General features: G+C 68.1%; 22 protein-coding genes and 2 pseudogenes. 10 read left to right on the top strand and 14 right to left on the bottom strand.

The window, feature by feature from the left end:
- Positions 1–9 precede the first annotated feature (9 nt).
- Positions 10–138: a hypothetical protein gene (locus AB0878_RS01820; protein ID WP_366575556.1), complete on the bottom strand. Its 129-nt coding sequence runs from the start codon at positions 136–138 to the stop codon at positions 10–12.
- A 153-nt stretch (positions 139–291) separates the two neighbouring features.
- On the opposite strand from AB0878_RS01820, the pseudogene AB0878_RS01815 reads away from it, so the two are divergent.
- Together AB0878_RS01815 and AB0878_RS01810 are read left to right on the top strand one after the other, a co-directional pair.
- Positions 292–513 (top strand): annotated as a pseudogene (locus AB0878_RS01815) (helix-turn-helix domain-containing protein); the annotation flags it as partial.
- A 78-nt stretch (positions 514–591) separates the two neighbouring features.
- Positions 592–1,206, top strand: a complete 615-nt coding sequence (locus AB0878_RS01810; RefSeq protein WP_366575554.1) for a LysE family translocator — start codon at positions 592–594, stop codon at positions 1,204–1,206.
- Here AB0878_RS01810 and AB0878_RS01805 read toward each other — a convergent pair.
- Positions 1,198–2,181: a sugar-binding domain-containing protein gene (locus AB0878_RS01805; protein ID WP_366575552.1), complete on the bottom strand. Its 984-nt coding sequence runs from the start codon at positions 2,179–2,181 to the stop codon at positions 1,198–1,200. The two genes, AB0878_RS01810 and AB0878_RS01805, sit on opposite strands and share 9 nt — an antisense overlap.
- Before the next feature lie 131 nt (positions 2,182–2,312).
- On the opposite strand from AB0878_RS01805, the gene AB0878_RS01800 reads away from it, so the two are divergent.
- Genes AB0878_RS01800 through AB0878_RS01785 form a run of 4 tightly spaced genes read left to right on the top strand, consistent with a single transcriptional unit; the run spans position 2,313 to position 6,424 of the window.
- The gene (locus AB0878_RS01800) at positions 2,313–3,317 is read left to right on the top strand and encodes a zinc-dependent alcohol dehydrogenase family protein (protein ID WP_366575550.1); all 1,005 of its coding nucleotides are present in this window, start codon (positions 2,313–2,315) and stop codon (positions 3,315–3,317) included.
- Positions 3,310–4,650 (top strand): sugar ABC transporter substrate-binding protein, encoded by a 1,341-nt coding sequence (locus AB0878_RS01795; protein WP_366575548.1) that lies wholly within the window; start codon positions 3,310–3,312, stop codon positions 4,648–4,650. Before AB0878_RS01800 ends, AB0878_RS01795 begins: the two co-directional genes overlap by 8 nt.
- Positions 4,647–5,582: a sugar ABC transporter permease gene (locus tag AB0878_RS01790; RefSeq protein ID WP_366575547.1), complete on the top strand. Its 936-nt coding sequence runs from the start codon at positions 4,647–4,649 to the stop codon at positions 5,580–5,582. Before AB0878_RS01795 ends, AB0878_RS01790 begins: the two co-directional genes overlap by 4 nt.
- Positions 5,579–6,424, top strand: coding sequence for a carbohydrate ABC transporter permease (locus tag AB0878_RS01785; protein ID WP_366575545.1), 846 nt, complete (start codon positions 5,579–5,581; stop codon positions 6,422–6,424). Before AB0878_RS01790 ends, AB0878_RS01785 begins: the two co-directional genes overlap by 4 nt.
- 49 nt (positions 6,425–6,473) lie before the next feature.
- On the opposite strand, the gene AB0878_RS01780 is transcribed toward AB0878_RS01785, so the two are convergent.
- Positions 6,474–7,055: a TetR/AcrR family transcriptional regulator gene (locus AB0878_RS01780; RefSeq protein WP_366575543.1), complete on the bottom strand. Its 582-nt coding sequence runs from the start codon at positions 7,053–7,055 to the stop codon at positions 6,474–6,476.
- Between the two features lie 47 nt (positions 7,056–7,102).
- Between AB0878_RS01780 and AB0878_RS01775 the strand changes: the two genes are divergently transcribed.
- Entirely contained in the window at positions 7,103–7,909 is an 807-nt protein-coding gene (locus AB0878_RS01775) for a class I SAM-dependent methyltransferase (protein WP_366575541.1), read from the top strand.
- A 175-nt stretch (positions 7,910–8,084) separates the two neighbouring features.
- On the opposite strand, the pseudogene AB0878_RS01770 reads toward AB0878_RS01775, so the two are convergent.
- From AB0878_RS01770 to AB0878_RS01755, 4 genes and pseudogenes are all read right to left on the bottom strand, one after another.
- A pseudogene (locus AB0878_RS01770) lies at positions 8,085–8,933 on the bottom strand (transposase); the annotation flags it as partial.
- A 17-nt stretch (positions 8,934–8,950) separates the two neighbouring features.
- Positions 8,951–9,520: an LppA family lipoprotein gene (locus AB0878_RS01765; protein ID WP_366575539.1), complete on the bottom strand. Its 570-nt coding sequence runs from the start codon at positions 9,518–9,520 to the stop codon at positions 8,951–8,953.
- Positions 9,521–9,546: 26 nt separating this feature from the next.
- The gene (locus tag AB0878_RS01760) at positions 9,547–11,241 is read right to left on the bottom strand and encodes an alpha/beta hydrolase (protein ID WP_366575537.1); all 1,695 of its coding nucleotides are present in this window, start codon (positions 11,239–11,241) and stop codon (positions 9,547–9,549) included.
- Positions 11,241–11,561: a type VII secretion target gene (locus AB0878_RS01755; protein ID WP_366575536.1), complete on the bottom strand. Its 321-nt coding sequence runs from the start codon at positions 11,559–11,561 to the stop codon at positions 11,241–11,243. The genes AB0878_RS01760 and AB0878_RS01755 overlap by 1 nt, the downstream gene beginning before the upstream one ends.
- Positions 11,562–11,900: 339 nt before the next feature.
- On the opposite strand from AB0878_RS01755, the gene AB0878_RS01750 reads away from it, so the two are divergent.
- A complete protein-coding gene (locus AB0878_RS01750) occupies positions 11,901–12,416 on the top strand; it encodes a transposase (protein WP_366575535.1) in 516 nt (171 codons plus the stop codon).
- A 1-nt stretch (position 12,417) separates the two neighbouring features.
- Here the strand turns inward: AB0878_RS01750 and AB0878_RS01745 are convergent, their stop codons facing one another.
- The 5 genes from AB0878_RS01745 to AB0878_RS01725 are packed head-to-tail and all read right to left on the bottom strand — an operon-like array spanning position 12,418 to position 17,448.
- Positions 12,418–12,612, bottom strand: a complete 195-nt coding sequence (locus AB0878_RS01745) for a ferredoxin (RefSeq protein ID WP_204091560.1) — start codon at positions 12,610–12,612, stop codon at positions 12,418–12,420.
- Positions 12,613–12,652: 40 nt separating this feature from the next.
- A complete protein-coding gene (locus AB0878_RS01740; protein WP_366575533.1) occupies positions 12,653–13,813 on the bottom strand; it encodes a cytochrome P450 in 1,161 nt (386 codons plus the stop codon).
- Positions 13,814–15,019, bottom strand: coding sequence for a cytochrome P450 (locus AB0878_RS01735; RefSeq protein ID WP_366575531.1), 1,206 nt, complete (start codon positions 15,017–15,019; stop codon positions 13,814–13,816).
- 10 nt (positions 15,020–15,029) lie between these two features.
- Positions 15,030–16,226 carry a cytochrome P450 gene (locus tag AB0878_RS01730; RefSeq protein WP_366575529.1) on the bottom strand — a complete coding sequence of 399 codons (1,197 nt, stop codon included), beginning with the start codon at positions 16,224–16,226 and terminating at the stop codon, positions 15,030–15,032.
- A gap of 10 nt (positions 16,227–16,236) precedes the next feature.
- Positions 16,237–17,448: a cytochrome P450 gene (locus AB0878_RS01725; protein WP_366575528.1), complete on the bottom strand. Its 1,212-nt coding sequence runs from the start codon at positions 17,446–17,448 to the stop codon at positions 16,237–16,239.
- 200 nt (positions 17,449–17,648) lie between these two features.
- Here AB0878_RS01725 and AB0878_RS01720 point away from each other — a divergent pair, with 200 nt between their 5' ends.
- Together AB0878_RS01720 and AB0878_RS01715 are read left to right on the top strand one after the other, a co-directional pair.
- On the top strand, positions 17,649–18,281 hold the full coding sequence (locus AB0878_RS01720; protein WP_366575527.1) for a helix-turn-helix domain-containing protein: 633 nt from the start codon (positions 17,649–17,651) through the stop codon (positions 18,279–18,281).
- 203 nt (positions 18,282–18,484) lie between these two features.
- On the top strand, positions 18,485–19,063 hold the full coding sequence (locus AB0878_RS01715) for a DUF4232 domain-containing protein (RefSeq protein ID WP_366575526.1): 579 nt from the start codon (positions 18,485–18,487) through the stop codon (positions 19,061–19,063).
- A 105-nt stretch (positions 19,064–19,168) separates the two neighbouring features.
- On the opposite strand, the gene AB0878_RS01710 is transcribed toward AB0878_RS01715, so the two are convergent.
- Positions 19,169–20,038, bottom strand: a complete 870-nt coding sequence (locus AB0878_RS01710) for an aldehyde dehydrogenase family protein (RefSeq protein ID WP_366575524.1) — start codon at positions 20,036–20,038, stop codon at positions 19,169–19,171.
- The gene (locus tag AB0878_RS01705) at positions 20,031–21,464 is read right to left on the bottom strand and encodes an aldehyde dehydrogenase family protein (RefSeq protein ID WP_366575522.1); all 1,434 of its coding nucleotides are present in this window, start codon (positions 21,462–21,464) and stop codon (positions 20,031–20,033) included. Before AB0878_RS01705 ends, AB0878_RS01710 begins: the two co-directional genes overlap by 8 nt.
- Positions 21,465–21,466: the final 2 nt, after the last annotated feature.

Below are 21,466 nucleotides of genomic sequence, written 5' to 3'. Positions count from 1 at the left end.
ACCCTGAGATCACCCCGAGACGAACGCCGCCCGCGTGTCGAAGCCGGCGCGCCACAGACCGATCGCGAACGCGGCGGTCGCTTCCAGCAACGTGGCACGCTCCAGGCGGCCGGCGGCCAGGGGAGTGCAGCCGACCACGGGCGTTGTCGCAGGCTGCTTGTGCTCGCGGCGGTCCGGGAAGTCCGCGGATTCGCTGGTGTTACAAGTCCGCGTATCGGCGAGCTGTGAACCCGGTGGGCTCTTCCCGCGACGTGTTCTGAGTCGCGGCCGGCTGCGAGCGCACTACGCCACGGCCCGCGCCGCCACGGTGAGCTGCTCGCGCGCATCGGCGGGATCAGCGCGAAGGTGCTGACCGAAGCCGTCCGCCGCCTCGAGCGCGACGGGCTCGTCCGCCGCGTAGACGGCCGCTACACCCTCACCGCGCTGGGCGAGAGCTTCCTCGGGCCGATCGAGGCGTTCGGCCGATGGGCTGACAATCACGGGGATGAAGTGGTCAAGGCCCAGAACGCCTGAAGGCTTCGTCACAAACCCAGCCCCTGCCGGACAAACGCGGGTTACCGTCCCCCGGAACGAAATCCGAGGAGGCGAGCGATGGTCGACTGGGCCGGTTTTGTCCCCGCCGCGGTCCTGGTGTCGCTCATCCCGGGCGCCAACCAGCTGCTCGGCCTGCGCAACGCCGCCCGCTACGGCATCGGCTACGCCATGGCCGGCATCGGCGGCCGGTTCGCGGCGTTCGTGGTTCTGATCGGCCTCGTCGCGGCCGGTCTGGGGACGCTGCTGGCCGCGTCCGCCGAGCTGCTCACGATCCTCAAGTGGATCGGCGTCGCCTACCTGCTGTGGCTCGGCATCAGCAGCATCCTGCGCGCCCGCCGCGAGATGAGCCAGGCGCCGGAACCGCCGAAGAGCAAGAACCTGCGGGCCGTCGTGGTCAACGAGTTCGCCGTCGCGATCAGCAACCCCAAGGCGTTGCTGCTCTTCGCCGCCCTCCTGCCGCAGTTCACCACCACCGGCAGCCCGACCGCGCTAGCCGAGCTCGGCGCCGCCTACCTCGGGGTCGAGCTCGTCGTCGGCCTCGCCTACGTGCTGGTCGGCCGCGCCATCGGCGTCGCCGGCGTGAAGGCCAGGACCCAGCGCAAGGTCGACGCCGGCTCCGGCATCTGTTTCGTCATCCTCGCCGGTGTGCTCGCGGTCGACAGTTCACTCTGACAGCGGCCGCTTCTCCGCCAACTCCAACAGCGGCACCGCAGCCGCCGCGTCTGTGATGAGCGTGGACACCATGCCGGACCGCAGCACGGCGTCCACAGCGGCCGCCTTCGGGGCGCTGTAGCCGATGGCGATCACCTCCGGTACGGCGAGCAGTTCTTCCGTGCTGATGGCCAGGACGTGGTGCGCCAGGCCGGTCGACAGGGCGTTGCCCGAGGCGTCGAACAGGCGGGCGGCGACCTCGGCCGTCGCGCCGCGGGCGGCGATGGCGGCGCGCTCGGCTTCGTCCAGGGCGTCGTAGACGGTGGACTCGCCGGGTAGCCAGGCGCCGATGCTCACGACGGCCTTGGTCAGCTTGCCGAACTGCCCGAAAGTCTCCGCGATGCCGGGCTGGTGGCGCAGGATCTCCGTGGTCCGGCGGTCGGGGAGCACGAGGGGGCCGAAGATCGGATAAGCGTCGCCGCCGGAGACCGAGGTCACGCGGCTCACGGTTTCGACGGAGCGCCCGCGCATGTCCATGCCGGCCTGCACGCCGCACAACTGCACGATCGGGCAGCGCGGAAGTGTTCTGATGGCCTCGGTCATCGCGTTGACCGACCGGGCCCACGACAGCCCGATGACGTCCGTCGGGCGGGCGATCTCCTCGAGGAGGTGAGCGGCGAGCGTCCCGACCTTCTTGCGCACGACCTCGCGCGGCTCCTTCGCCGCCGCTCGTTCGAGCACCAAAGCGCGCCGCAGCCCGTAGGCGCGCCTGACCTCGTCGGACAGCTCCACGTCGAGCGGCGCCGGCAGGTCGAACTCCACCCTGACCAGGCCCGTTTCGCGGGCGGTGTCGAGCAGGCGCGCAACCTTGAACCGGCTGACGCCGAACTCCTCGGCGATCTCCAGTTTCGACCGGCCCTGCACGTAGAAGCGGCGGGCCATGGTGGCCAGCTCCAAGCTCTCGGTCAGCAGGGGCCGAGCCTTCTTCCTGCTCATATGAGCACTATACCGCAGAATCCCACCCAAAAGGTTGACGAAACCCCTAGAAAACACCTGTAATGCTTCCACCAATTAGCTGCGTGATACGTCAATACTGCTCAGATGAGCGCCTAGGAAGGGGATGAGGCATGCGTGCCGCGATCGTGGACCGGCCCGGGGAAATCCGGGTCGGCGACGTTCCCGATCCGAAGCCCGGAGAGCGCCAGGTCGTCGTGAAGGTCGGCGCCTGCGGGATCTGCGGGACCGACCTGCACATCGCCGACGGGCACTTCCCGCCGACGCCGTACCCCATCGTTCCCGGCCACGAGTTCGCCGGCGAGATCGTCGAGCTCGGCGCCGACGTGCCGGGCGAGTGGAAGATCGGCGACCGCGTGGCCGTCGACCCGTCGCTGTACTGCGGCTACTGCACGCCGTGCCGCTCCGGCCACGGCAACCTCTGCGCAAACTGGAACGCCACCGGCGACACCGTCAACGGCGCGTTCGCCGAGTACGTCGCCGTCCCGGCCGACACCTGCCACAAGATGCCCGACTCGATGACGTGGGAACAGGGCGCGCTCGTCGAACCCGTCTCGTGCGCCGTGCACGGCGTGCGCCGCATCGGCGTCGGGGCGGGCGAACGCTTCCTCGTGGTCGGCGCCGGCACGATGGGCCTGATCATGCAGCAGCTGCTCCAACGAGCGGGTGCCGAAGTCACCGTCGTCGACCGCAACGCGAGCCGCCTGCCGCGTGCCACCGACCTCGGCGCGACCGCCGTGGCCGAGGACGTGTCCGCTTTGGACGGTGAGCTCTACGACGCCGCCGTCGACTGCACCGGCGCCGCCCCCGCCATCGAGTCGGCCTTCGACGCGCTGCGCCGCGGCGGCCGTCTGCTGGTGTTCGGCGTCGCGCCTGCCGAGGCCCGCGTGGCGCTGTCGCCGTTCCGCATCTACAACGACGAGATCACCATCGTCGGCTCCATGGCCGTGCTCAACAGCTACGGCAACGCCCTCGGCCTCGTCAGCAAGGGCTACATCGACACCGAAGCGCTGATCACCGACACCCTTCCGCTGGAGCAGTACCCCGACGCGCTGGCCAAGATGCGCAGCGGCTCCGGCCTCAAGATCCAGGTGTTCCCCGGAGGCGGCCGTGCGTAAACTCCTGTGCCTCCTTGCCGCAACAGCGTTGTTCGTCACGGGATGCGCCGGAGCCGGGTCGTTCGGCAACGGTGGGCGGACGCTCGTCATCGCGATCGTCTCGAACCCCCAGATGAAGGACGCCATCTCGCTCTCGAGTGAGTTCGAGAAGGCGAACCCGGGCGTGCACCTCAAGTTCGTCTCCCTGCCGGAGAACGAGGCGCGCGCGAAGATCACCGCCTCCACCGCCACCCAGGGCGGCGAGTTCGACGTGGTGATGATCAGCAACTACGAGGCCCCGCAGTGGGCGGCCAACGGCTGGCTCGAGAACCTCGAACCGCACATGAAGGCCACCCCGGGCTACGACGAGAACGACTTCATCCCCAGCATCCGGCAGTCGCTCTCGTACGAGAACCAGATGTACGCGGTGCCGTTCTACGGGGAATCGTCCTTTGTGGTCTACCGCAAGGACCTCTTCCAGAAGGCCGGCATCACCATGCCGGCGCACCCGACGTGGCAGCAGATCGCGGACTACGCGGCGAAGCTCGACGACAAGAACGCCGGCATCGCGGGCATCTGCCTGCGCGGCAAGCCGGGCTGGGGCGAGAGCCTCGCGCCGTTCACCACCGTCGCCAACACCTTCGGTGCGCAGTGGTTCGACAAGGATTGGAACGCCAAGCTCACCAGCCCGGAGTTCACGCAGGCGGCGAACTTCTACGTGAACCTCGTGCGCGACCACGGTGAGGTCGGCGCCTCCAGTGCGGGGTTCTCCGAGTGCGGCACGCGCTACGCCCAGGGCCAGGCCGCGATGTGGTACGACGCCACGTCGATGACCGGCACCACCGAAGACCCCACCAGCAGCAAGGTCGTCGGCAAGAACGGCTACGCGCCGGCCCCGGTCGAGAAGACGCAGGCCAGCGGCTGGCTCTACACGTGGGCGTTGGGTATCCCGAAGGTCGCCAAGGACAAGGACGATGCCTGGAAGTTCATGGCGTGGATGACCGACAAGGCGTACGCGAAGAAGGTCGGCGAAACGTACGGCTGGAACCGCGTACCGCCGGGCACCCGCCAGTCGACGTACGAGATCCCGCAGTACCGCGACGCGGCCAAGGCGTACGCCCAGCCGACGCTCGACGGGATCGCCGACGCCAACCAGCAGAAAGCCATGGTGAGCCCGGTGCCGTACCCGGGGATCCAGTTCGTCGGGATCCCGGAGTTCCAGGACCTCGGCACGCGCGTCAGCCAGCAGTTGTCCGCGGCGATCGCGGGCCAGACGTCGGTGGCTGATGCGCTCGCGCAGTCGCAGAAGTACGCCGCAACGGTCGGCAAGTCCTACCAGGAGGTGCAGGGATGAGTACGATCTCGGTCCCCGCCGGCACCGCGCCGGCCCGCACTCGTACGAGCACCACCAAGAAGGCCACCGGGACGGCCGGCAAGCGGCGCCTGCCGTTGCTGCCCGCGTTGATCTTCGTGATCGCGGTGACGCAGATTCCGTTCCTGCTCACCATCTACTACTCGTTCCAGTCGTGGAACCTGGTGCGGCCGGGCTCGTTCCACTTCGTCGGCTTGCAGAACTACGCCGACGTCTTCACCGACACCACGTTCCTCGGCGCACTGCTCAACACCGTGGTGCTCACCGTGGTGTGCGTGTTCGTGTCGCTGCTGCTCGGGCTCGGCCTGGCGATCCTGCTGGACCGCAAGTTCGTCGGCCGCGGTTTCGTGCGGACGTTGCTGATCACGCCGTTCCTCATCTTGCCGGCGGCCGGCGCGCTGCTGTGGAAGACCACGATGTTCGACCCGACGTACGGCTTGCTGCACTTCGTGTTCGGCACCGACGTCGACTGGCTTTCGCAGTTCCCGCTCGCCGCGGTGATGGCGCAGATCATCTGGCAGTGGACGCCGTTCATGATGCTGCTGACGCTCGCCGGCCTGCAGAGCCAGCCGAAGGACGTGCTGGAGGCCGCCTCGGTCGACGGCGCCGGCCGCTGGCGCACGTTCGTGTCGATCACGCTGCCGCACCTGTCGCGGTTCCTGCAACTCGCCACGCTGCTGGGCGCGATCTACATCGTGAACAGCTTCGACGCCATCTTCCTCATGACGCAGGGCGGTCCCGGCACGGCCAGCACCAACCTGCCGTTCTACATCTACCAGCGCGCGTTCGAGGGCTTCGACATCGGCCAGTCGTCGGCGATGGGCGTGGTGGTCGTGATCATCACGATGATCGTCGCGACGTTCGCCCTGCGCCTGATGTTCCGCGCGTTCTCCGTGGACGGAGGGACGAAATGACCACGGCTGTTTCCGGGATTTCCGGGCGCAAGCGCCGCTACGGGGCGGGTTCGCTCACCGTCGCCACGTGGATCGTCGCCATTCTTTTCGTGTTCCCGCTGCTGTGGATGATCCTCACGGCGTTCAAGCAGGAATCCGACGCCTACACGGACCCGCCGAAGCTCTTCTTCAGCCCGACGTTCGACCAGATCTCGGGTGTGCTCAAGGGCGGTTTCCTGCCGTACCTGGCGAACTCGGCGTTCGTCACGGTGGTGTCCACGCTGCTGGTGCTGCTGCTCGGCATCCCGGCGGCGTACGCGCTTTCGCTGGCGCCGGTGAAGAAGACGAAGAACGCCCTGAGCTTCTTCCTGTCCACCAAGATGCTGCCGATCGTCGCGGCCATCATCCCGCTGTACGTGATCTCCCAGAACACCAACCTGCTCGACACGGTGTGGGCGCTCATCATCCTGTACACGTCGATGAACCTGCCGCTCGCCATCTGGATGATGCGCTCGTTCTTCCTCGAGGTCCCCGGCGAGATGATCGAAGCGGCCCACATCGACGGCGCGAATCTGCCGACGTTGCTGCGAAAGATCATCATGCCGGTGGTCGCTCCGGGTGTTGCCGCGACGGCTTTGATCTGCGTGATTTTTTCTTGGACGGAGTTCTTCTACGCGGTGAACCTGACAGCGGCTCGGGCTGGGACTGTGCCGGTGTTCCTGGTCGGGTTCATCACCAGTGAGGGGTTGTACTGGGCACAGCTGTCGGCGGCGGCGTTGCTGGCTTCGCTGCCGGTGATGATCGTGGGGTGGTTCGCGCAGAACCACCTGGTGCGAGGGTTGTCGATGGGGGCGGTCAAGTAGGTTCTGTTTTCGGGTGGCCGTCCTTGTTGGTTCGGGGGTGGCCACCTTTTTACGCGAGAACACCCGACAGCACTGCCGCGACCATGGGGCGCAACGACGACGCCTCGGTGGAGCGGTCGGCAAAATGAAGATGCCCGGCGCCCACCAAAGTCGGGGCGAGGGTGTCGACGTCGGCGTTCGGGGTGAGGCGGCCGAGGGTGCGTTCGGCGGTGAGGTAGCGGGCGAGCATGCGGGCGGCGTCGGAGGCGAGGGGGACGCCGGTGCCCGGGCGTGCGGTGCGGAGGCGGGTGCGGAGTTCGTCGCGGAAAGTGATGAGGGCGACGATAGAGATGGCGACCGAGGTGAAGACGTCGTGCAGAGCGGAGCAGACGTTGTCCACCACTGAGCCGGTGCCGGCGGAGGCGGCCAGGGTGTCGGAGAGGGCGTGGACCTGGGCGATGCGGTCGAGGACCAGCTCGGTGAGGAAGCCGTCGAAGTCGGTGAAGTGTTTGTGCAGCACGCCTTTCGCGCAGCCGGCCTCGTCGGTGACAGCGCGGCTCGTCAGGGCGCTGGGGCCGCCTCGAAGCAAGACGCGTTCGGCGGCGTCGAAGAGCTGGGCACGCACGTCGCGGAGGTGGACACCGGTCGGCAAAGCAAACTCCGGTAGCTAAGTGGGCGAGTGCCCATTAGAGTGGGCGCATGCCCACCTTACCGGAACAGCAAGGCGAGTCGCGGCCTGAGCCGCACGAGTTGAGGCAGACGGCTGAGTCGTTCGGGGTCGACGCCGCGCGCTACGACCGTGCGCGTCCGGCGTATCCCGAAGGGCTGATCACCGAGATCATCGGAAACGCCTCCGGCGCGAGCATTCTTGACGTCGGCACCGGCACGGGCATTGCCGCGCGGCAGTTCGAAGGCCGAGGTTGCCGAGTGCTCGGAGTGGAACCCGACGGGCGCATGGCCGACTTCGCCCGAACCACCGGGATCGACGTCGAAGTGGCCACGTTCGAAGAGTGGGACTCGAAGAACCGCACGTTCGACATCCTCGCCGCCGGCCAAGCCTGGCACTGGGTGGATCCGCAGAGCGGCGCCGAGAAAGCTGCCCGAGTGCTCAAGCCGGGAGGCACCTTCGCGGTCTTCTGGCATCTCTTCCTGCCACCGGACGACATCGCGGAAGTCTTCGGGGAAGCGTTCCACAAGGTGGCCTCGAACTTCCCCATCAAGGTCGGCAGAACACCGAACAGGGAACCATACAAACCCATCATCGACAAAACCGAAGAAGCCCTGGACAAAATCGGCTTCCACAACCCGAAGAGGCACCTCTACACCTGGCAACAGAACTACACCCGCGCCGAGTACCTCGACCTGCTGCCCACCCAGGGCGGCCTCACTCGCGTCCCGCAGGCACAGCAGGAGGAAGTGCTGACTGCCGTGGGTGCCGCCATCGACGCTCGCGGCGGTCAGTTCGCCTGCGACTACACCACGGTGCTCTTCACCGCGACCCGCTAGTACTGCAACGGCAGTCAGGTGAGTGGACAGCCGCGTTGTTCGTAGTGGCTGAGGCGTGCTTGGTGTTGTCGTCGGCGGACCCAGCGAGATCAGGACCAAGCGTGCTCGATGGCGTCGGCGACACGCAGGATCAGCTTGGCGAGCAGGCGTCGGATCTCCGGTAGCGTGAAGCCGATCATGTGCGGCTCGGCGGCGCAGATTCCCCTTTTGTGGCAAGAGATCTGGCCATGGCGAGCCACGCGTGAGCGAGCGCGGCCAAGGCGATGTGGGCATACCACGCCCGCCAGGATCGGACCTGGTAGTGACCCAGCCCGGCCTCGGTTTTTGGCCTGCTGGGAGCATTCCTCGATCCGCTGGCGGACCCTTGCGATCCAAGCCAGGTCCAGCAGCGTGGACCGGCGGGGTCCATGGCAGACGTAGTAGGCGATCTCGCTCGGATCGGTGACCTTGCGGCGGGCGAGTAGCCAGTGCCCGCCCCGGGCTGCCAGTCGATCCGGATCGGCGTCCGCGCCCACTCGTACTCACGCGGCCCGTGCGCGCCCGCGCCGATCGACAAACGCTGCCGCGGCCGGCCAGGCAACGCTGAAATGAGCTCATCGGCGGGGACGTCGCGACCGTCGGTGGTGACCAGGGTGTCGTTGACCTTGGCGGGAAGCACACAGGAGGCATCGTGGGCTTCCAGCCACAATCGCAGACACTTGACAGAACGGCACACCCGCTGCGAACGCCCGAGCCGGCATCGACATCGCCTGCTGCGGCTTCGTTTCAAACCCGACCTCGTTCTGGGACCCCCGCCAGCAGCGGTCCCGATCGGCGATCCACGGCTCGGGCACGTACGACGCCTGGTCGGTCAGTGCATGCCTGCGAGACGACGCATAGCCAAAAATGTGCCGATCTGGCAGCACTCGATCCAGCCCGCCCTTCCCGAGTACTGGCGCCGCATCCCGTCCGGCGACACTTCACCGGCTTGCTTCCAGCCGGTCTTCCGCTCCGAGCCCGCAACCAGCCCGGACACGTACCCCCGGCAGGCGCCCGCGGCTGTTAGTCGGTTGGCGCTGGCGCGGGGGTTCCGCGTTTCTTGGCCGCAGCGGTGAGGTGGCAGCCGAGGTTGATGCGGAGGCTGGTGTTCTGTGCGGTGCCGAACGAGATCTCGCCGTCGTCGTGTGTGTTGTGGAAGATGGCGTCGTGAGATCCGGGACTGTCGTGCAAGCGCTGAGGTTGCGGTGTGAACCCGTACTTCTGCGCCACGGTTCCAATCACGGTCAAAGCCTTCTCATAGTCGCTGTCGGGCAGGTTTCCCGCGACGATGTGACTTGCCAGACTGGCGGTGACGCCGTCGGCGTCGATTCCGGGGTAGTCAGCGGCGCAGGAGGCCCGTGAACCTTCGCTGCCGTTGGTCCAGGTTTTCAAGGATGCGATCTCGCGCGACAGCGATTGGCGAAGCTCGGTATCGATGGCGAGGTATTGCTGCGTCGCATCTTCGATGTTCGGTCGTTGCATCAGCGCCGCGAACGTCTTCGCGGTATCCGCGTTCACGTTTCCTCCTGAAGAGTCGTCGGTCGCGCCGCATGCGGCAGCGCTGCCTACGGCAAGGACGACCAGCAGGTTCATCGTCCACCGCGCGCCGCGGTGACGCCTCATCGGGGAGCTCCAGCGATGACAGTGCCCTTGTATTGCGCAAGGTCGGGGTGTCCGGTGGTGATAGCAGCCATGTTGTAGAGACTGGTGGATTTGCCGTCGAGGTATCCACTGTGGCCGCTCGTGGCGTTGAGCTGGCCGAGCTCTGTAGCGCTGGCGTCGGTGGACATCTGGTGGTACTGCGACATCGCGTCCGGGCTGTAATAGGGGCTCGGTCCGAGTGTCCCGTGGATGTTCGGCACCAGGTCGTCACCTGCGTCGTGTTCGTTGAACAAGTGGCCCCGCGGAACGTTGAGATGGTCGGAACCCTGTCCGGGGGAGCCGAACAGCACGGCGTCGTCGACAGGGGTGTCGTGTCCGAGAGCGAACCCGGTGGTGGTCGAGCCGTAACTGTGTCCGAGAGCGGTGAGGTGCAGTGGCGTATTCGATGCGTCGTGACCGGCGCCGATTCCGTTGTAGAACTTCGCGAGGCTGTCTCCCCCGGCCTTGGCGAGTTCGGGGCTGGCCACCGACTGGCTGGGATCCGCGACACCGTCCCACTGTGGAGCCTGATATCCGATCCAGGTGACTGTCGCGGTGGGGCCGCCTCCGTGGCGGTCGGTGATGTCGTTGGCCATTCCCTTGAGGTCGTTCATGTTCTGGTCGTACTTGCCCAGGGAGCCGTCGACTGTCGTGGTGAAGCCCGGGGTGAAGACCGCGACGTTTCTGGCCTTGTCTACGTCGCCGACCGCGATCGCGGCTTCGACGCGGGGATGGGTGGTGTCCAGCAGGAGAAGTTGGCGACCCCCCTGGCCCATTGTTGTCGCGATCGCATCCAGTGACGCGAGTTTGTCGTTGGCTTGCTGCAGTTGGCCCAGGGCTGCCTTCATGATTCCACCCGACGGGTCATAGACCGCTTTCGCTTGTTCGATCATGGCCTGCGCGGCGGTGCGTTGTTGCTCCAGGGCAGCGCGTTCGGCCGGCAATCGGGCCATGTTGGCCTGGGAGCGTACGGCGGCGGGCAGCCCGTCGCGGTTGCCGAGCCAGTCAGGGTGATCACGAAGCAGGATCGCCTGCCCCGCGGCTGAGAGGGTGGCCCACCAGGCCGCGTTCTCGGCCGGGGTCGCATGGGGTGGGGGTTCGGGCAGGGTGAGCCCGGGATCTTTGACTCCGTCTGCGGCAGCGGCGGCGACCGTGGATTCGTCGCCGGTACCGAACTGGCCTGCCGCTGCCCGGTCCAGCACCGAGGCCAGGTCCGTGTCGATGTCATCGGCGGTGCGCAGGATCTGCGCGACGTCGTCCACCAGCTGGGTGTGGGTGCGTGCCCGGTCCTGGGGGTTCAGGTCCGGGGGCACTTGCTGTCCGGCGAAGGCGTCGGCGACAGCACCGGCGTCGGTGATCTGGTAGCCGTATTTGTGGGCCAACTCCTCCGCATTGGTGAGGGCGCTCTGGACACCGGTGATGGCGTCGGCGGCTTGCGCGATCGTTTTGCCGAGGGCTGCGGCTCCCGCGGCGACGGTATCCAGCCCGCGTGTCAGGGCGCGGTGCTGGGCGGCGGCGTTGTCAGCGGCATCGCCGCTCCATCCCACGACGGGGAGGGTCTTGGCGAAGTCGTCCCCGTCATTGATCAGGGTCTGGGTACGAGCCTGCAGCAGCGAGAAAATGTCCTCCAACGCGGCGGGGCTCCAGGCCCGGACATCGGCGAGCGACACCATCAGCGCGGCCCTCTCATCCCCGGCGCCGCCCGCGGGAACACCCCAGCCAGTGCATGATCGCCCTGACGGTAGCGGTCAGCCGCCGTGCCCAGGTGCTCGGCCAGCCGCTGCGCTTCGTCGCACCACTCCGTGAACGTGGCCGCCAACGCCTCCCGGCACCGCCCCGCCGCGGCCGCAGCCTTGCCCCCGGGCACCGCCGCAGCCACTCGTCCGGCCGGCTCAGCGCAGTCAGCACCACGCAGGCCGTCCACCTTCTCCCCGGCTGCCCGGCCCGCCGCACTGAGCGCGTCGGGCACCGCCGTGAAGCCTCCCGACGCCATCGCCCCGCCTCCCCTGCCACCAAGCCCTGTCGCCAGTGGCGTCGTGTCACCGCATGGTCACCGTACGACAGTGATCACGCCGGGTTCAACGCCGCAGGTCACGGACGCGTAGATCTACTCAAGCCCGCCGGGGCCGATCTCGGGTCCCGTTCCACCACGGCCAGGTACAGGGCCACTACTGGGCGCTCTCCCGGTTCGGTGATGCCGGCGAGCCTGACACCTCCAGCCCAAGGGCGTGTACGACAAATGCTGCGTGGTGTTGCCGGATGGCCTGGGACGGCACGTGGCACATCGTGTTGCGGCGGCTGTTCACCGCTGCGGACGCGGCCGGATGGTGGAGTGGTCGGCGTCGGTGGATTCGACGATCGCGCGGGTGCAGCAGCACGCCACCAACGTCAGGCGTGTCACGGGGCTGGGTCGAACTACACGGATCTGCTCGCCGAGCCGCTTGATCCTGCGATCGCCCGCTCCCGCGGCGGCTGGAGCACCAAGGTCCACCATCTCGTCGACGGCAACGGCCGGCCGCTGGAAAGTCTGGTCGGTCCCGGCCAAGCCGGAGACGCGCCGATGTTCCCGCACCTGATGCGACATCTGCGCGTCGACCGAACCAGGTCGGGCCGGGCGCGCACGCACCCGGCCCGACGTGGTTCGGGGCGACAAGGCCTATCCGTCGCGGGCGATCCGTTCGACGCCCGCGATTACCGTGGGCGCAACGTCGTCGAACACGGCTTCAACCTGCTCACGCAATGGCGCAGCTTGGCCACCCGCTACGACAAGCTCGCCGTCGTCTACCGCTCCGCCACGCTCTCGCACGCCGTGATCGCCTGGATCAAGGCATTGTCAGACACGGCTTAGCTCACTCCTGCAGCGAAAGCGCCTGGCTCGGGCAGACGTTCACGGCCTCGCGGGCCTTGTCCACGAGCTCGCCCTCGGGCGTCTCGTTCAGCACGATCACCGTGCCGTCGTCCTCGCTCTGGTCGAACAGGGCGGGCTCGGTGAGCACGCACTGGCCGGCGCCGACGCACTTGCCGGTGTCCGCGATGATCTTCATGGTTCCTTCTTCCTTGCTCGTGGTGGGAGCGTTGTGATGTTTACCAGCTCACGGGCAGCCGGCGCAGCCCGTAGACCGAGGCCTTCTCCTTGCCGGGCAGGTCGTCCACCGCAGTGGCCAACTTCAGCGTCGGGATGCGGCGGAACAGTGTTTCGAACACGATCTGCAGCTCGGCGCGCGCGAGGTTCTGGCCCAGGCACTGGTGTGGCCCGAATCCGAAGGCCACGTGGTGCCGGGCGCCGCGAGTGAAGTCCAGCTCCGAAGGCGAAGAAAACGCCGCCGGGTCCCAGTTCGCGGCGTAAAGCGACGGGAGCACCCCGTCACCCGCCTTCACGATCACCCCCGCGACCTCGACGTCCTCCACTGCGATGCGCAACGGCACCGTGTCCGTGATCGAGAAGTACCGCAGCAGCTCCTCGACGGCGTCGGGCACCGCGGCGGCAGTCAGGGAGGCCGGCAGGTGCTCCAACAGCCCGAGAACGCCCAGCGAGATCATGTTCGCCGTGGTCTCGTGGCCCGCCGCGAGCAGCAGGAACGCGAGCCCCACCAGGTAGGTGTGGTCGTGGGCGCCCGCGGCGATCTGGCGGCTGAGCAGGTCGTCGCCGGGCTCGGTTTCCTTGGCCTTGACCAGCTCGCCGAGGTAGCCGTAGAGCCGTTCGAACGCGGCCGCCGCGACCTCGGGCGGCATCTCGCGCGCGAACAGCGTCGCGGTGCTCTCCTGGAAGAAGCTGTGGTCCGCGTACGGCACGCCGAGCAGCTCGCAGATCATCAGCGACGGCACCGGCAGCGCCAGCATTTCCACCAGGTCCACGGGCCCGCCGGCCGCCAGCATGTCGTCGACCAGGCCGTCGACGATCTCCTGGATCCGCGGCCGCAGCGCGGCGACCCGTCGCAGGGTGAACTCGCCGAGCACGGCGCCGCGGGCGGCCCGGTGCTCCTCCGCGTCCATGCCGAGCATCGTGCGCATGGACTCGCCGCCGCCACCGGCCGACAGGCTCGGGAAGCCCGGTTTCGAGCGGTCCGAGGAGAACCGCGGATCGCTCAGCACCGTGCGCACGTCGTCGTAACGGGTCACGAACCACGCGGACCGGCCGCTCGGGGTGCGGACCCGGGCGACCGGTTCGTGCTCACGCAAGCGCGGGTGCAGCTCCGGTGGCGCGAACGGGCACGTCCGCGCCACCGGCAGCTCCGGAATGGTCATCTACCAGGTCACCGGCAGCCGGTAGAGCCCGTAGATCGACGCGTCCTCCTTGAACGGCAGGTCGGCCACGTCGACCGCCAGCCGCAGTGAAGGAATGCGCCGGAACAGCGTGTCGAACACGATCTGCAGCTCGGCGCGCGCGAGGTTCTGGCCCAGGCACTGGTGCGGCCCGAACCCGAACGCGACGTGATGCCGGGCGCCGCGAGTGATGTCCAGCTTCGCGGGCTCGTCGAACACCGCCGGGTCCCAGTTGGCGGTGTACCCGAGCGCGAGCACGCCTTCACCCGCCTTGATGGTGACGCCGTCGAGCTCCACGTCCTCCACCGCGACGCGCGCGGTGGCCGTGTCGACGATGGTGAAGTAGCGCAGCAGCTCCTCCACCGCGTCGAGCGTCTTGCCCGGGTCGGCCTTGATCGTCTCCAGCTGCGACGGGTTCTGCAGCAGGCCGACGGTGCCCAGCGAGATCATGTTCGCCGTGGTTTCGTGGCCGGCCACAAGCAACAGGAACGACAAGCCCAGCACCGCGCCGTGCTCGTAGTTGCCTTCCTCGCGCAGCTTCACGATCTGCCGGCCGAGCAGGTCGTCGCCCGGGTCGGCTTCCTTCTTGGTGATCAGCTGGTCGAGGTAACCCCGCACGCGCTCGAACGCCGCGCGCCGCTCCTCGAAGCTCACCGTGCGCTTCAGGATCTTCGCGGTGTTCTCCTGGAAGAAGTCGTGCTCGGAGTACGGCACGCCCAGCAGCTCGCAGATCACGAGCGACGGGACCGGCAGCGACAGTTTCTCGACCAGGTCCACGGGCTCGTCGGACTTGAGGATGTCGTCGATCAACCCGTCGACGATCTCCTGGATCCGCGGCCGCATCGCGTTCACGCGTTTCACCGTGAACTCGCCCAGCACCGACTTGCGCGCCGGGCCGTGCTCCGGCGCGTCCATCGTGATCATCGTGCGCTCGGCGTTGGTCTGGCGGAAGACGTTGCCGCCCTTGACCAGGATGGGGAAGTTCGGGTTGAAGCGGTCGGAGGAGAAACGGCGGTCGTTGAGCACCGTCCGCACGTCCTCGTGCCGCGAAACCACCCAGGCTTCCTTGCCGTCGGGGATCTTCACGCGGGTGATCGGCTGTTCCTCGCGGATCTGCGTGTACTCCTCGGGCGGTGCGAACGGGCACTTCCGCGCCACCGGCAGTTCGAGTTCTTCGGCCGTGGTCATCGCTCCTCCTTCACCGGGTCACGGGCAGTTCGTAGAGGCCGTAGATGAGCGCGTCGTCCTTGAACGGCAGGTCGTCGACGTCCTGGGCGAGCTTCAGCGTCGGGATGCGGCGGAACAGCGTGTCGAACACGATCTGCAGCTCCGTCCGCGCGAGGTTCTGGCCCAGGCACTGGTGCGGCCCGAACCCGAACGCCACGTGGTGGCGCGCCCCGCGCTCGATGTCGAACGCCGACGAGTCCTCGAACACCTCCGGGTCCCAGTTCGCCGCGTACGTCATCACCACCACGCCGTCGCCGGCGGGGATGGTGACGCCGCCGATCTCGACGTCCTCCTTCGCCATGCGCGTGGTGTTGTCCACGATGGAGAAGTAGCGCAGCAGCTCCTCGACGGCGGTGAGCGTCTTGGCCGGGTCGGCCTTGATCAGCGCCAGCTGCTCCGGGTTCCGCAGGAACGCGACGGTGCCGAGCGAGATCATGTTCGCCGTGGTCTCGTGCCCGGCCGCGAGCAGCAGGAACGCGAGGCTGACGAGCTTCGCCCGATCGTAGGTACCTTCTTCGCGCCGCTTCGCGATCTGCCGGCTGATGAGGTCGTCACCAGGGTCGGCTTCCTTCTTCGCGATGAGCTCGCCCATGTAGGCCTGTACACGCTCGAACGCGGCCCGCCGGTCTTGCGCGGTGGTCGCGCGGTTGATCAGCTGTTTGGTGTTCTCCTGGAAGAAGTCGTGGTCTTCGTAGGGCACACCGAGCATTTCGCAGATCACGAGCGAGGGGACCGGCAGCGCGAGCTTCTCCACGAGGTCGACGGGTCCGTCGGCCTTGAGGATGTCGTCGATCAGGCCGTCGACGATCTCCTGGATCCGCGGCTTCAGCTCGGCGACGCGCTTGACGGTGAACTCCCCGAGCACCGCCTTGCGTTCCGGGCCGTGCTGCGGCGCGTCCATGGCCAGCATCGTGCGCTCGGCCTCGGTGCGGCGGATGACGTTGCCGCCCGGGACGAGCGTCGGGAAGTCGGGGTGGAGGCGGTCGGCGGAGAACCGCGGGTCGTTGAGCACGGCTCGCACGTCCTCGTGCCGCGAGACCGTCCAGGCTTCCTTGCCGTCCGGGATCTTCACCCGGTGCACGGGCGCCTCTTCGCGCGTGGCCGTGTACTCCTCCGGCGGCGCGAACGGGCACTTCCGGGCGACCGGGAGTTCCTCCATCGTGCTCATGCTTCCTCCCTCACCAGGTGACGGGCAGACAGTGCAGACCGAAGATCGCGGAGTCGTGCTTGAACGGCAGCTGGTCGACCGGGGCGGCCAGCTTCAGGGTCGGGATGCGGCGGAACAGCGTGTCGAACACGATCTGCAGCTCCATGCGCGCGAGGTTCTGGCCGAGGCACTGGTGCGCGCCGAAGCCGAACGCCACGTGCTTGCGCCCGCCGCGGGTGATGTCGAGCTTTTCGGGCTCGGGGAAGGCGTCGCCGTCGAAGTTGGCGGCGTAGCTGAGGCCGATCACGCCGTCGCCGGCGGGGATCGTGACGCCCGCGAGCTCCACGTCCTCGGTCGCGACGCGCGTGGTGGCGAACTCGGCGATGGTGAAGTAGCGCAGCAGTTCTTCGACGGCGTCGAGCGTCTTGCCGGGGTCGGCCTTGATCGCCTCGAGCTGGTCCGGGTTCTCCAGCAGGGCGACGGTGCCGAGCGAGATCATGTTCGCCGTGGTCTCGTGGCCGGCGATGAGCAGCAGGAACGCGAGCGACGTGAGGTCGTTGCGGTCGTACTCGCCCTCTTCGCGCTTCTTCGCGATCTGGCGGCCGAGGAGGTCGTCGGTGGGCGTCTCCTCCTTGGCGGCGACCAGCTTGTCGAGGTACTCCTCCAGGGCGAGCACGGACTCGAGCCGCTCGTCGGAGGTGATGTCGCGGCTGAGGATGCGCGAGCTGTGCTTCTGGAAGAAGTCGTGGTCGCTGTAAGGCACGCCGAGCTGCTCGCAGATCACGAGCGACGGGACGGGCAGCGACAGCGCCGAGACCAGGTCGGCGGGCTTGTCGCCGGCCAGCATCGCGTCGATGTGCTCGTCGACGATCTCCTGGATGCGGGGCTGAAGCGCCTTCATCCGCTTCACGGTGAACTCGCCGACGACCTCGCGGCGCGCGGGGCCGTGCTCCGGCGCGTCCATGTTGATCAGCGACGGGTTGAGCTTGCGTTCGCGGCGCGGTGCGCCGTCGCGGAACAGGACCGGGAAGCCGGGGTTGAAGCGGTTGGAGCTGAACCTGGGGTCGTTCAGCATCGCGCGCACGTCCTCGTGCTTCGACAGCACCCAGGCGCGCTGCCCGGAGTCGAGCTCGACGAGCTTCGCCCGCGCGTCCTCGAAACGCTCGTACTCCGGCGGCGGCGCGAACGGGCACGTGCGCGCCATCGGGAAGCTGGCGAGCTCGGGTTCGGCAACTTCTGTCATGGTGGGATCCCCTTTTGGTGGTTTTGAACCTTTACGCAATGTATGTGGAGGATTACATTCCGGTTCATTGCCCACGGTACCGAAGCGGAGGATCTCCGTCCACTAGCAAAGGGGTGACGGGTTGTGGTTGCAGTGCGTGGAGCGGTGTCCATGCGAGAATTTGCGCGCGTAACGAGTTCCCGGCGAGCGGAAGGTGGGCCATGAGTGCGGATCCCCAGGTCCCCTTGCGTGCGGACGCGCGACGCAACCGCGACCAGATCATCGCCGCGGCGCGCGCGATCTTCGCGGAGTTCGGGCCCGAGGTGCCGATGGAGGAGATCGCCCGCGCGGCCGGCGTCGGCGTCGGCACGCTGTACCGGCGCTTCCCCGACCGCGACGCGCTGATCCGGGCGGTGGCCGTCGACAACTTCTCGCGGGTGCTGGACGACGCTCGCGAGGCGGCCGAGCAGGAGCCCACGGCTTGGCGCGCGCTGGTGCGGCTGCTGCACCAGTCCGTTGAGCTGCACCTTTCCGTGCAGCTGGCGATGTTGTCGAAGAAGGCGCACGAGATCCTGAAGGAAGACCCGGCGATCGCGAGGTTGCGCGAAGAGCTGCTGGTGGAGCTCGAAGCGATGGTGCAGGGCGCGCAGAACGAGGGGACGTTGCGCCCGGACGTCGCCGAGGGCGACGTGGCCATGCTGTTCGCGCTGTTGCTGCGTCAGCTGGAGTCTCGTTCGCCGGAAATCGCCCGGATGTCCACGGCGCGGAGTATCGCGATCATGATCGACGGGCTGCAGGCCCGGCCGGGGACGCCGCTGCCGGGTCGGCCGTTGGGACGGCACGACATCAACTGACCCGCGCTCGCGCGCGTGTTCACTCTTTGTGACGCTTCGGGGCGGTTGGGGTTGCGTTTCTGCGGCTGATCCCACAGCCGAACATCCCACGTGTGGCGTGGACGTCTTTCCCGGTGAGAGCGACGGAGGGGAATGAATCACCAAACCGGTCGTTCTGCCGGGCAGAGAGGCTGCCCGGGGTTCGAACAAGGGGAGAGTCCGACATGACCACACGCAAGACCATCAGCCGCGTTGTCGCCGCCGTCGCCGTGGCCGGGATCGCCGCCGGGGCAACGGCTCTGGCTGCCGGGACCGCGAGCGCCGCGCCTGCTTCGGCTGCTTCGGCCGGGTCGTCTGCGTCGTCTGTGCAGCCGTGCACGTCGAACCAGTTCACCTCGAAGCTCGTCTACGGCGGCGCGGGTGCGAGCAACCGCTACGGCGCCCTGCAGTTCACCGCCAACCCGGGCGAGCGCTGTTACCTGCCCGGCAACCTCGAGGTGGACCTCGTCGGCGCGCACAACGTGCTGATCAACAACACGGCCCCGGCCGACGCGCCCGCCGTGGCGCTCGTCGACGGTTCTTCGGCCTACGTGCCGCTGCACTGGACCGGCATCGAGCCCTACGCCCAGCAGCAGACGCCCAACGCGGTGAACGTCGTGGCGCCGTCCGACTCCAACCAGCACGGTGACTACATCAACCCGAACATCACCGTCGACTGGACCCTCGGCGTGGTCGACGCCGACTCGGTCAGCCACACCATCGACGTCGGCGCGGTGACGCAGGGGCTCGCGCCGACCGCGTGACGGTTCTTGTTCCAGGAGCGGGCGGCACACCAGGGGGTGCCGCCCGCCCCTTTCTGTTGATCCAGGCCGGCTGTTGGTTTGGGCCGGCTGTTGGCCCGGGTTGGCTCAGACGCCCAGCGGGTGCCAGACGGTCTTCGCCTCCAGGTACCGGCGCAGCCGCGAGAGGTCCGGCGTCGGCGTCCAGTCGGGTTCGGCGTCGGGGACCGTGAGCACGCGCTTGACCGTGCCCGCCGCCTCACGCGCCAGCGTGATGCGGTCCTCCGGCGTGGCGCCCGTCGGGTCGAGGGCGTTGACGTCACCGTGCGAGGCCAGCCACGGGCCGAGCTCGGCCGCGCGGCCGGTCAGCACGTTGGCGACACCGCCCGGCAGGTCGGACGTCGCGAGGACCTCCGACAGCGTGATTGCGGGCAGCGGCCGCTCGGCGCTCGAGACGACGACGGCCGTGGAGCCACCGGCCAGCACCGGCGCCAGCACGCTGACCAGGCCGAGCAGCGACGACTCCTGCGGCGCGAGCACGCCGACCACGCCCGTCGGCTCGGGCACGGTGAACGAGAAGTACGGCCCGGCAACGGGATTCGCCGCGCCGAGCACCGACGCGATCTTGTCCGTCCAGCCCGCGTACCACACCCAGCGGTCGATGGCAGCGTCCACAAGGGACTCCGCCTGGCTCGGCGCGAGACCTTCCGAGGCGGCGACCTCGCTCACGAACTGCTCGCGCCGGCCCTCCAACATCTCGGCGACGCGGTAGAGCACCTGGCCGCGGTTGTAGGCCGTGGCGCCCGACCAGCCGGGGAAGGCTTTGCGCGCCGCCACCACGGCGTCCCGTACGTCTTTGCGCGACGCGTGCGCCGCGTTGGCCAGGAACTTCCCCTGCGGGTCGGTGACGGGGTAGACCCGGCCGGACTCCGAGCGGGGGAAGGCCCCGCCGATGTAGAGCTTGTACGTCTTGGCCACGGAAATCCTGGACTCAGACATCGAGGTAAGCCTCCAGACCGGTGCGTCCGCCCTCGCGGCCGAACCCGGACTCCTGGTAGCCGCCGAACGGCGCGGCGGGGTCGAAGCGGTTGAACGTGTTGGCCCAGACGACGCCGGCCCGGAGCTTGTTCGCCATCCAGAGGATGCGCGAGCCCTTCTCGGTCCAGATGCCGGCCGACAGCCCGTACGGCGTGTTGTTGGCCTTCGCCACGGCCTCGTCCGGCGTGCGGAACGTGAGCACCGACAGCACCGGCCCGAAGATCTCCTCGCGCGCGATCCGCATCGACTGGTGCACGTCGGAGAACACCGTGGGAGCGAAGAAGAACCCGCGGTCGGGCACCGGGCACGGGCTGGTCCAGCGCTGCGCGCCCTCGGCGTCGCCGGATTCCACGAGCCCGCGGATCTTCGCCAGCTGCTCGGCGGAGTTGATGGCGCCGATGTCGGTGTTCTTGTCGAGCGGGTCGCCCATCCGCAGCGTCGAGACGCGGTAGCGCAGCTTCTCCATGACCTCCTCGGCCACGGATTCCTGCACCAGCAGCCGCGAACCCGCGCAGCAGACGTGGCCCTGGTTGAAGAAGATCCCGTTGACGATCCCCTCCACGGCCTGGTCGAGCGGCGCGTCGTCGAACACGACGTTGGCCGCCTTGCCGCCCAGCTCCAGCGTGAGCTTCTTGCGCGTGCCCGCCACCGTGCGCTGGATCAGCTTGCCGACCTCGGTGGAGCCGGTGAACGCGATCTTGTCGACGTCACCGTGTTCCACCACGGCCGCACCGATGTCGCCGGCGCCCGGGAGGATGTTCACGACACCCGGCGGGAGTTCCGCCTGCTGGCAGATCTCGGCGAACACCAGCGCCGTGAGCGGCGTGGTCTCCGCCGGCTTGAGCACCACGGTGTTGCCGGTGGCCAGCGCGGGCGCGATCTTCCACGCCAGCATCAGCAGCGGGAAGTTCCACGGGATCACCTGACCGGCGACGCCCAGCGGCTTCGGGTTCGGGCCGTAGCCCGCGTACTCCAGCTTGTCGGCCCAGCCGGCGTGGTAGAAGAAGTGCGCGGCGGCCGTGGGGATGTCGGAGTCGCGCGATTCCTTGATGGGCTTGCCGTTGTCGAGCGACTCCAGCACCGCCAGCTCGCGCGAGCGTTCCTGGATCAGGCGCGCGATGCGGAACAGGTACTTCGCCCGCTCGCTGCCCGGCATCCGCGACCAGACCGTTTCATAGGCGGCGCGCGCCGCGCGGACGGCAGCGTCCACATCGGACACCGACGCCGTGCCGACCTCGGCGAGGATCTCCTCGGTGGCCGGGTTCACCGTCTTCAGCGGCTCGCCCGAACCGTCGACGAACTCACCGCCGATGAACGGCCGGTAGTGGTCCTTGAGGTTCGCGATGTCGCGCGACTCGGGGGCGGGGGCGTATTCGAAGATGCCCATGG

The sequence above is a fragment of the Amycolatopsis sp. NPDC047767 genome, from assembly GCF_040704195.1.
Lineage (GTDB): Bacteria > Actinomycetota > Actinomycetes > Mycobacteriales > Pseudonocardiaceae > Amycolatopsis.
Note: the sequence above shows the minus strand (reverse complement) of the source record. Positions and strands in the feature narration are given on the sequence as shown.

Bases quoted from the DNA above. Each gene is read 5' to 3' on its own strand.
- AB0878_RS01790 (WP_366575547.1), top strand. From the start codon at position 4,647: ATGAGTACGATCTCGGTCCCCGCCGGCACCGCGCCGGCCCGCACTCGT.
- AB0878_RS01735 (WP_366575531.1), bottom strand. From the start codon at position 15,019: ATGACCACGGCCGAAGAACTCGAACTGCCGGTGGCGCGGAAGTGCCCG.
- AB0878_RS01810 (WP_366575554.1), top strand. From the start codon at position 592: ATGGTCGACTGGGCCGGTTTTGTCCCCGCCGCGGTCCTGGTGTCGCTC.
- AB0878_RS01755 (WP_366575536.1), bottom strand. From the start codon at position 11,561: ATGGCGTCGGGAGGCTTCACGGCGGTGCCCGACGCGCTCAGTGCGGCG.
- AB0878_RS01765 (WP_366575539.1), bottom strand. From the start codon at position 9,520: ATGAACCTGCTGGTCGTCCTTGCCGTAGGCAGCGCTGCCGCATGCGGC.
- AB0878_RS01760 (WP_366575537.1), bottom strand. From the start codon at position 11,241: ATGGTGTCGCTCGCCGATGTCCGGGCCTGGAGCCCCGCCGCGTTGGAG.
- AB0878_RS01720 (WP_366575527.1), top strand. From the start codon at position 17,649: ATGAGTGCGGATCCCCAGGTCCCCTTGCGTGCGGACGCGCGACGCAAC.
- AB0878_RS01705 (WP_366575522.1), bottom strand. From the start codon at position 21,464: ATGGGCATCTTCGAATACGCCCCCGCCCCCGAGTCGCGCGACATCGCG.
- AB0878_RS01715 (WP_366575526.1), top strand. From the start codon at position 18,485: ATGACCACACGCAAGACCATCAGCCGCGTTGTCGCCGCCGTCGCCGTG.
- AB0878_RS01730 (WP_366575529.1), bottom strand. From the start codon at position 16,226: ATGAGCACGATGGAGGAACTCCCGGTCGCCCGGAAGTGCCCGTTCGCG.
- AB0878_RS01775 (WP_366575541.1), top strand. From the start codon at position 7,103: ATGCCCACCTTACCGGAACAGCAAGGCGAGTCGCGGCCTGAGCCGCAC.
- AB0878_RS01725 (WP_366575528.1), bottom strand. From the start codon at position 17,448: ATGACAGAAGTTGCCGAACCCGAGCTCGCCAGCTTCCCGATGGCGCGC.
- AB0878_RS01740 (WP_366575533.1), bottom strand. From the start codon at position 13,813: ATGACCATTCCGGAGCTGCCGGTGGCGCGGACGTGCCCGTTCGCGCCA.
- AB0878_RS01800 (WP_366575550.1), top strand. From the start codon at position 2,313: ATGCGTGCCGCGATCGTGGACCGGCCCGGGGAAATCCGGGTCGGCGAC.
- AB0878_RS01785 (WP_366575545.1), top strand. From the start codon at position 5,579: ATGACCACGGCTGTTTCCGGGATTTCCGGGCGCAAGCGCCGCTACGGG.
- AB0878_RS01710 (WP_366575524.1), bottom strand. From the start codon at position 20,038: ATGTCTGAGTCCAGGATTTCCGTGGCCAAGACGTACAAGCTCTACATC.
- AB0878_RS01805 (WP_366575552.1), bottom strand. From the start codon at position 2,181: ATGAGCAGGAAGAAGGCTCGGCCCCTGCTGACCGAGAGCTTGGAGCTG.
- AB0878_RS01745 (WP_204091560.1), bottom strand. From the start codon at position 12,612: ATGAAGATCATCGCGGACACCGGCAAGTGCGTCGGCGCCGGCCAGTGC.